This is a genomic window from Lancefieldella parvula, assembly GCF_963530955.1.
Classification (GTDB): domain Bacteria; phylum Actinomycetota; class Coriobacteriia; order Coriobacteriales; family Atopobiaceae; genus Lancefieldella; species Lancefieldella parvula_A.
On the sequence record NZ_CAUSFQ010000054.1, the window covers coordinates 1 to 9060 of the forward strand.

Consider the following 9060-nt stretch of genomic DNA (forward strand, 5'->3'; position numbering starts at 1 on the left):
GGCAATTCGTAAGCACGCTCTTCGTGTTTCTTTGATTCCAACTGCTGTTTCAGTTGCTTTCTCTCTTGCAGGTATCTTTACCGGTGCTGTTATGACCGAGAAGGTCTTTGCAATTCACGGTCTTGGTGAGTACTTCATTAACTGTATTAACAACAACAATATTCACGGTGCAGTTGCAGTTGCAGCTTTCTCTGGCGCAATGACTCTTGTTGGCGCTCTTCTGGCTGACCTCTTTGCTGCTGCTCTTGATCCACGAATTAAGATGAGCTAAGGAGGCGGACATGTCTAAAGAAGAGCTTCAGAATAAAGACGAGAAAAACGTCTCCATTGATGCAGGTCTTACTAACGCTGAGCGTGAGCTTCAGGCAGATGCTAAGTCTGATAACAAAGAAGTTAAAAGAATTAGCTATGCTGGCCTGATTGCAAGGCGTTTCTTCCGCCAGCGTTCTGCAGTAATCGGTTTGATTATTCTTGGAATTATGGTTCTTATTGCAGTTTTTGGACCATATGCCACTCCATTTAATTACACAGATGCTGACTTTACTGCAATTAACATGGCTCCTAATGCAAAGCATTGGTTTGGTACTGATGGTGCTGGTATTGATCTGTATGCCTGTGTTGTCCACGGCCTTGGTCGTTCTTTGACTATTGGTATCAGCTACGCAATCTTGACCACTATCATCTCTGCAATTATCGGTACTGCTATTGCCTATGTCCGTGGCATTCCAGAGAAGATTGGTATGTGGCTTCTTGATATGCTCATGGTCATTCCTAGCTTCTTGCTGGTTGCTATGATTGTTCGTGCAGCAGGCGGTGAGTCTGGATGGCTCATGCTTATCTTTGGTCTGACTGCTTTTGGTTGGATTGGTCGCGCACGTACTATCCGTACCATGGCTCTGTCTTTGCGTGAGAGAGATTACGTCAAGGCTGCTAAATACATGGGTGTTCCACCATTCACCATTATTGTTCGTCACCTTATTCCAAACCTTGGTTCAATTCTTATTATTGACTTGGTCTTGGCCGTTATTGGTGGCATTAACTCTGAGACAGCATTCAGCTTCTTGGGTCTTGGTATTAAGGCACCAGATACTTCCCTTGGTTATCTTCTGAGTGCTGGTTCTTCTGCAATGCTTACTACTCCATGGATGATTTTGATTCCATCGGCATTTCTGATCATTGTTTGTGTTGGCCTGCAGCTCATCGGCGATGGCCTTCGCGATGCCTTTGACCCTTATTCACGCGCTGCTGGTAGCGTCAAAGATCAGGAAGAGGATTCTTCCAAGGATGACGCTCAGCTTGGTGACCTTGAGGGAAGCATCGTTTCTGAAGAAACTACGGAGCGTGCATAATGTCTGACACTACTTCTACTTCAACAAAGCAGGGAAGTGTAGAGATGGACGACGTCCTTCGCTACGAGCTGCTTGAATCAAACGGTCCAAAGGGCGCTCCAACAGGAGATCCAGTTCTTTCTGTTCGTAACCTTAAGGTTTCCTTTAATACCGAGGCTGGTCGTGTAGACGCAGTTCGCGGTGTTAACTTTGACCTTTGGGGCGGCCGTACTCTTGGTATCGTAGGTGAGTCTGGTTCTGGTAAATCAGTAACCGCTCTGTCTCTTATTGGTCTTCTTGATGACAATGCTCACGTTACCGGCTCTATTAAACTTGGTGACGAGGAGCTCATTGGTAAGACCGACGAAGAGATGTCACAGCTTCGTGGTACTAAGATCTCTATGATCTTCCAGGATCCACTGTCTGCTTTGACTCCTATGTTCTCTATTGGAGATCAGCTTGCAGAGGCTCTGCTTACCCATAATCCTCACATGAGCAAGGCAGATGTCCGTAAGCGTTGTATCGAGCTTCTCTCCATCGTTGGTATTACTGATCCAGAAAATCGTCTGGATTCTTTCCCACATGAGTTCTCTGGTGGTATGCGTCAGCGTGTTGTTATTGCAATTGCTATTGCAAATAACCCTGACATCATCATTGCAGACGAGCCAACCACCGCTCTTGACGTAACTATTCAGGCTCAGATTCTTGACGTCTTGAAGGTTGCGCAGAAAGAGACTGGCGCAGCAGTTGTTCTGATTACTCACGACCTTGGTGTTGTTGCAGGTACCGCTGATGACATTATGGTTATGTATGCAGGCCGTGGCGTAGAGCGCGCAAGCGTTGATACACTTTTTGCTGAGCCTCGTCACCCTTATACCATGGGTCTTCTGGGTGCTGTTCCAAAACCTCACCTTCAGGCAGAGCATAGGCTTGTTCCTATTAAGGGCAATCCACCATCACTTGCAGCCATTCCAACAGGTTGTCCTTTTAACCCACGTTGTCCTATGGCTACCGAGGAGTGCTCCAAGAAAGAGCCAATTCTGCTTCCTGCAAATGCTGCTGAGGGCCACCTGGCGTCTTGTCACCACCTTCAGGAGATTTGCGAGAAGAACCTCACCTATGCAGAGGTATATCCAGACTTTGAGCCAATCCTTCCAAAGTGGGTTGACGTTCCTCGTAACGAGCGTCCTGTTGTGCTTAAGGTTGAGAACCTTACCAAGACATTCCCTGTCCAGGGAAAGGGCTTTATTAGGCGCAGCAAGGGCACTATGACTGCAGTTGACCGTGCAAGCTTTGAAATCCATGAGGGAGAAACCCTCGCACTGGTTGGTGAGTCTGGCTCTGGTAAGTCAACAACTCTGATGCAGATTATGGATCTGCTGAAGCCTGAGGATGGCCGTATTACGGTCCTTGGCAAAGATGTTGCTGAGCTTAAGAACGCAGCACAGCGTAGAGAACTTCGTAAAGATCTTCAGGTAATCTTCCAGGATCCAATGAGTTCTCTAGACCCTCGTATGCCTGTCTATGACGTTTTGGCAGAGCCACTACAGGCACAGGGCTGGAACAAAGAGGATATTAATACTCGTATTGGTGAGCTTATGCGTCTGGTTGGTATTAACCCAGACTATGTTGACCGCTTCCCATCTCAGTTCTCTGGTGGTCAGCGTCAGCGTATTGCTATTGCTCGTGCTCTTGCAACAAGCCCAAAGATTCTTCTTTTGGACGAGCCAATTGCATCTCTGGATGTTTCCATTCAGGCAGGTATTATTAACCTTCTTGAGGATCTTCAGGTTCAGTTGAAGATTTCTTATCTCTTTGTTGCTCATGATCTTGCTGTTATTCGTCATATTTCTGACACGGTTGCTGTTATGCACCTTGGCAAGATTGTTGAGTACGGTGAGACTGAAGACGTCTTTACTAATCCACAAGACCCTTATACCAAGGCGCTTCTCTCGGCTATTCCAATTCCTGATCCAAAGATTGAGCGTACTCGTGAGCGCATGATTTATCAGGACGGTAAGCTGGTTCCTGCTACTCACATTTCTAACGAGTAACAAAGATTCAATAAATTTTTTGAAAACCCGCACTTAAAACCAGGTGCGGGTTTTCTTTGTTACAAATAGTGAACGAGGTTGTTACGGGAATGTTTCTGCTATGGAGTATTTTCAGGCAATTTCGTATAGTTAAGTGAATATCTGTAGGCCTTTAACGAAATGGGTGATCATATGGCTGACAGTTTTTCCCGTCGTTCGTTCTTTGCTCTGACTGGTATCACCGCCGCAGGCCTTGGCCTTGCCGGTTGTGCTCCATCAAATAATCAGGGCGGCTCTACCACCACTGGTGCTGAGCCACAGGACGGCTCTCCTGCAAACACTCCTCTGGATCAGCTTCCACTTCCAGAGAAGGGCAAGACGTACAACAATCCTAAGTCTCGTGATGAGGTTAAGGATGGCGGTACTCTGACTCAGCCAATCAACGAGATTGGTCCACAGTGGAATTACTACCAACTTGCTGGTAATACCTCTTACATGAACATCCTTCACGGTCTTATCAACCCTCGTGACCTGTTCCTTAACAATGCTGATGGCGATAAGTTTGAGCCAAACAAGGATTACATCAAGGAATTCAAGGTAGAGGAGAAGGACGGCAAACAGGTTGCTACCCTGACCTTCACTGATCAGGCCACCTTCAACGATGGTACCGCTATTGACTGGACCGCAATTCAGACCGCATTCATCACTATGTGTGGTCAGAATAAAAAGTTTGCGGTTTCTTCAACTGATGGTTATGACAAGTATGAGTCTGTTGAGCAGGGTGATACTGCTAAGACCGCTGTTATTACCATGAAGGAGGCAGTCTATCCAATCGAGAGCATCTTGAGCTATGCTCTGCACCCAAAGCTTCAGGATCCAGACTTCTTCAACAATGGTTACAATAATGAGCCACACAACGAGCTTGGTTCTGGTCCTTATATTGTTGATTCTTTCGATGACTCTGCTGTAACCTTCAAGCCAAATCCAAAGTGGTGGGGTGACGCTCCTAAGCTTGATACCCTTGTCTACAAGCAGATGGATACCCAGGCTTCCATTAACGCATTCAAGAACGAAGAGACTGATACTACTGGTACTTCCGTCGCAGGTTCTGCTGAGCTTCTTTCTAACTTCTCCGGTCTTGGTGATAAGGCTCAGATTCGCCGTGGTCTTGGTATGTCTATTGCTGTTATCGAGCTTAACTCTACTCGCGGTGCTCTTCAGGATGTTGCAGTTCGTAAGGCATTCTGCCAGGTCGTTGACCCTGCAACTATCGTTTCCATCGTCTTCCAGGGTGTTAACTGGAAAGAGGATGCACCAGGTTCTATGCTTTGGCCTTACTGGGCAGCTGGCTATGACAACAACCTCCCAGACGATATCAAGAACCTCAAGTCTGTTGACGAGCGCAAGGCTGCTGCAAAGAAGACTCTTGAGGATGCAGGCTACAAGCTTAACGGCGATTACTATGAGAAGGACGGTCAGCAGGTAACCTTTAGCTACACTCTGTTCGGTGACGGTACTACTGTTAAGAACCGTGCTGCTGCAATCCAGAAGATGTGCAAGGATGCTGGTATTAACCTTACCCTTGATTCTCACCCATCTTCTGAGTTCTCTGATGTTCTTACCTCTGGCTCTTGGGATGTCTGCCTCTTTGGTTGGGTTGGCTCTTCAACTTCTTACAACAACGGTGGCCAGCTCTATGGTTCTGAGTCTGGATCCAACTTTGGTCAGCAGGGCTCCGCAGAGACCGATGAGATGTTTGCAAAGGTTGTCTCTACCAAGGACTTTGATGAGCGCATGAAGCTCATGAATGAGGCAGAGAAGAAGATGATGCAGACTTACGCATATCTTCCTGTCTACACTGGTCCAGACTGCTACGTTGTTAAGAAGGGTCTTGCCAACTTTGGTCCATCACTCTTCCAGAGCACACCAGCAACCATTGTTGGTTGGCAGAAGTAAGCAAGGGACAAGGCGATCTTCTCGCAAAGTTCTTTTGAGAAAAGTTTTTAATTTTTCTCAGTAAAGTTGCTTGAAGATGTGTTAGTATATCCCTCGCTGCAAAGCAAGTCGGAGTGGCGGAATTGGCAGACGCGCTAGCTTGAGGTGCTAGTGACCTACTAACGGTTGTGCGGGTTCAAGTCCCGCCTCCGACACCACGGAATTTCGGCGGATCTCTTCGGAGGTCCGCCTTTTTCGTATACTTAGACTATACGATTTGTTTTTACTCGATGGTAAGTATTGACTGTGGCAGATAACAAGCTGAGCGTTCGCCGTGTTGAGGGAGTTGTCGACGGAACCGTTGCTGCAACTCTGTCTCAGTTGCTGCGCCTGACCAGCGATGCAGTTATCGTTTTTAATATGGAGGGCACAGTTCTTCTCGCCAATGAGGAGGCAGAAAGCTTATTTGCTAAGGAAGACGGTACCATTGCCGGCCTGGATGTTCGCTTTTTGTTTACCCCGGCAAACCAAGAAAACTTGCAGAAGCCGTTCTTTGTAGAGTCGTTGCCGTTTGCGATTGATGGCTCCACTTCTATGGTGGCCGCTCCTGCGCAAGATGGCACGTCGCAGGTTTTGAGCGTACGCGCAGATTATGTTGGTGCGCCTACACAAGCTATTGTTCTGACGGCGTCTAAGCTTCGTGACATGGCTAGCCCTATGCACGATGATGAACGAATGGTCTTGGACCTTCGCCGAGCCAACAGGAGGCTCTCAGGAGCGCTTCAGATTGTTTTGGACACGCTTGACTCGGAAGATATGGGTCAGCTTATCGAGCGCGTGTTAGAAGAGCTCTCAGAGACTGTCGAGGCTGATGGTGCGCTTATCTATCTTGCTGAGCAAGACGGGTATCACCTTCATGGTGCAACGGAGTCTTTGAGAAGTGCGTCATTGGATAGAATTCCTCGCTACTTTGCATTTAACAGCTCTCTGGAGCGTTTGACGTTTTATTCCGAGCACGCACTTCGCTTGCATACCATGCCTTTGAACTCTAGCGCGCTTAAGCAGGGAAGAGTTAAAAAGCGCAATCTGGTTAACGAGGACACGCGCGAGGTCATAACTGTTGACGCAAGTCATTTACCTCCGTTTACCAGCTTTCTTGTGGTTCCTGTGTGGTTTGGTGGCCACATTGTTGCTCTGATTGAGGTGGGCTGGGAGCGTAAGCGTGCTCTTTTGGTTGAAGACGCAAGACTTCTGGACTCCATTGCAAATTACCTCTCGGTGCAGCTTGTAGGCGCGTTGTCGGCCATGAGAACGCAGCGTAGAGACACGCTTCGCGAGGCATTAGCTCGCGTGCGTCAGGGGTTGCTCCATAGCGCTGCAGAGGGCGAGAAGATCTCTGGCGAGCGTTTGCAGCAGGTTATGAGGTCGGTGGGCACCGATCTTTATGCACAGGTTTTCTCGGTAGATTGCTGTGAGGTAACGGGTAACGTCACACTCCATGCGCTTGGCGCTGAGCAAGCGTTTGGCGACGCTCAGGACGGCGCGCAAGACAGCGCGCAGGCCGCAGCGGAGGCCGGCAGCGCGCAGGATGGCGGCAACCAGATTGCGCTTCCATCGACGGTTGAGGGACTCAAGACAGGAGAGGGCGAGGCGTCAGTCAAAGAGGTTGAGCTTGAATCTGAGCTGAGTCGTTCGCTTGCTGCACAAGGTTTGCCCTGCAAGGGAGCTGTGCTTTTCTTGGGTAAGTTTGCTGGCGAGCAGCATACCTGGCTTTTCTTGCGAGAAGAAAACGCTGAGCCCTTAAGCGACATTGAGCTTGATTTCTTGGACCGCGTGATGCTTCTGGTTCATTCGTTGGCCGTTGGTGCCGAAGAGAGCCAGCAAAATAAGCATATCTCGCAGGCACTGCAGTCGGGCATGAAAAATGACCTACAGAAGGTAGAAGGAATTTCTGCCGAGGGAATTTATTCGTCCGCAACCGCCGACGCGTTTGTTGGTGGCGATTTTTACAGCATGATTAAGCTGCCAGGCCGTCGTGCGTGCATCATTATGGGTGACGTTTCTGGCAAGGGTATTGAGGCGGCATCTATCTCGTCCGCAGTTAAAACGGCACTTTCCGCATACGCGTGGGAGGGAAGAACTCCCGCTCGCATGGTGGCAACGCTTAATGAGTTCCTGTTGGGCTTCTCGAGAGTAGAAACATTTGCAACGCTCTTTGTGGGCATTGTTGACCTTACAACTTCATCGCTGACCTACTGCTCCGCTGGTCATCCACCTGCGATTTTGGTGTCCGCTCAATCGGGCGAGGCTGAGCTTTTGGATGTTCAGTCGGGCGTTGTGGGCGCGTTTCACGACATGGAGTACAAAAACGGCATGGTTCACTTGCATGAGGGCGACATCCTGCTGCTTTACACCGACGGAACCACGGAAGCTCGTAGCCCTGAAGGCGCGTTCTTTGGCGAGACCGGCCTGCGAGACATGATTATGAACGAGGTTCCTCGTGGCTTTGACGGCCTGCTCAATAGGTTCTTGAGCACGCTTGATCGCTATACCGGCCGAAGGCTTGATGACGACGTTGCCATGGTTGCCCTGCGTTTTGACGAGCTTGGCAGCGCCGACTCTGGCGCGCTTGGCAGTGCCGAATCTGGCGAGAAGAGCAACTAGACGGTCTTCTCGTCAACGAGACGATTTTCTCGCTAAAAAATGCAGATATCTGAAATTCTTGTTGCTGTGCGGGAACAAGAAACGTATGTATACGCAGCCAAACATAGCAGTTGTTTCAGTCAATACTGACCTTGACGTGAGGGGAGTCCCGCGCGTGAAGGCCCAGATTGAGCAGCTCATTGATAGTGGCTGCAGAAGAATTGTGCTGAACATGTCGGAGGTTTCGTATATCGATTCGTGCGGCATGGGCTTTATTGTGTGCGCCGTTCGACGTATGAAGACACTCGGCGGCCTTATGAGCCTTACCAACGTGCAACCAACGGCGTTTAAGGCGCTGGTGCGCATGGGTCTTATCGACTTCATGCCTATAAGCACATGTGCCGCTAAGTCGCGCGTAACTCCGCTTGCGCCGGGTACGCATCCGTCGTTCCAGACAACGTTTAGAGTTGATCCCAACAAAATGTGCGACGCTCGCTCGAGGGCAGTTGCGCTGCTAAAGACGCTTCCGTTTACTCCGGACCAAAAATTTGATATTGAACTCGCAGTTGGCGAGGCTATTGGCAACGCTATTGATCACGCGTGCGAGAAGGGTGTGCTGACCACGGTTTCTGCGTATCCAGACAGGGTGGTCATTGACGTCTCGGATTGTGGTGGCGGCTTTAGCATTTCCGATGAGGAGGAGCCTCCCGAGACCGGGCAGTTTGCCGAGCGTGGTCGCGGCGTCAAGCTAATGCGCCTGCTTATGGATGCCGTGTCTATCCAGGAGAAACCTTCCGGCAACGGCACCGTTGTCCGCCTGGTCAAGATGATGCGCTAGGTTGCGTGCGAGTACAGGTCAGTAGAGCGCCCAACGGCGGCAACCCCGCAGGTCAGCGGCGTGCGGGTCCGTACAGGCTGCAAGTCGATTTCAACCCGGTATCTACTTCGTGTGGATATCGGGTTTCTTGTGCGAAAACGCTGGGAGTGGACCGGGTTTCTCGCCAGGTGCGCCGCGCGAGCCTGACGTGAGCTTGGGTGTGCCTGATTTCTTCAAAGAATCTGTAACTTTTGCCCTTGAATTCTCATTGCTAGTGCAACAACAAAAGATAAGGTAGTGACCC

Annotated in this window: 6 protein-coding genes and 1 tRNA gene; all 7 read left to right on the forward strand. The window is 49.6% G+C overall.

Annotation, left to right across the window (positions count from 1 at the left end; genetic code table 11):
• The coding region (locus tag RWJ43_RS04575) for an ABC transporter permease subunit (RefSeq protein WP_314008332.1) at positions 1-271 on the forward strand (271 nt) is incomplete at its 5' end.
• Positions 272-281: 10 nt separating this feature from the next.
• Complete coding sequence (locus tag RWJ43_RS04580; protein ID WP_314008334.1) at positions 282-1349, forward strand: ABC transporter permease; 1068 nt, start codon at positions 282-284, stop codon at positions 1347-1349.
• Entirely contained in the window at positions 1349-3382 is a 2034-nt protein-coding gene (locus RWJ43_RS04585; RefSeq protein ID WP_314008337.1) for an ABC transporter ATP-binding protein, read from the forward strand. The genes RWJ43_RS04580 and RWJ43_RS04585 overlap by 1 nt, the downstream gene beginning before the upstream one ends.
• 171 nt (positions 3383-3553) lie before the next feature.
• On the forward strand, positions 3554-5317 hold the full coding sequence (locus RWJ43_RS04590; RefSeq protein ID WP_314008340.1) for an ABC transporter family substrate-binding protein: 1764 nt from the start codon (positions 3554-3556) through the stop codon (positions 5315-5317).
• 107 nt (positions 5318-5424) lie between these two features.
• Positions 5425-5514, forward strand: a tRNA-Leu gene (locus tag RWJ43_RS04595).
• Between the two features lie 88 nt (positions 5515-5602).
• Complete coding sequence (locus RWJ43_RS04600; RefSeq protein WP_314008343.1) at positions 5603-7960, forward strand: GAF domain-containing SpoIIE family protein phosphatase; 2358 nt, start codon at positions 5603-5605, stop codon at positions 7958-7960.
• A gap of 85 nt (positions 7961-8045) precedes the next feature.
• A complete protein-coding gene (locus RWJ43_RS04605; protein ID WP_314008346.1) occupies positions 8046-8777 on the forward strand; it encodes an anti-sigma factor antagonist in 732 nt (243 codons plus the stop codon).
• Positions 8778-9060 lie beyond the last annotated feature (283 nt).

Excerpts from the sequence above, each read along its gene's own strand:
- RWJ43_RS04585 (WP_314008337.1), top strand. The coding sequence starts at position 1,349 with ATGTCTGACACTACTTCTACTTCAACAAAGCAGGGAAGTGTAGAGATG.
- RWJ43_RS04590 (WP_314008340.1), top strand. The coding sequence starts at position 3,554 with ATGGCTGACAGTTTTTCCCGTCGTTCGTTCTTTGCTCTGACTGGTATC.
- RWJ43_RS04580 (WP_314008334.1), top strand. The coding sequence starts at position 282 with ATGTCTAAAGAAGAGCTTCAGAATAAAGACGAGAAAAACGTCTCCATT.
- RWJ43_RS04605 (WP_314008346.1), top strand. The coding sequence starts at position 8,046 with ATGTATACGCAGCCAAACATAGCAGTTGTTTCAGTCAATACTGACCTT.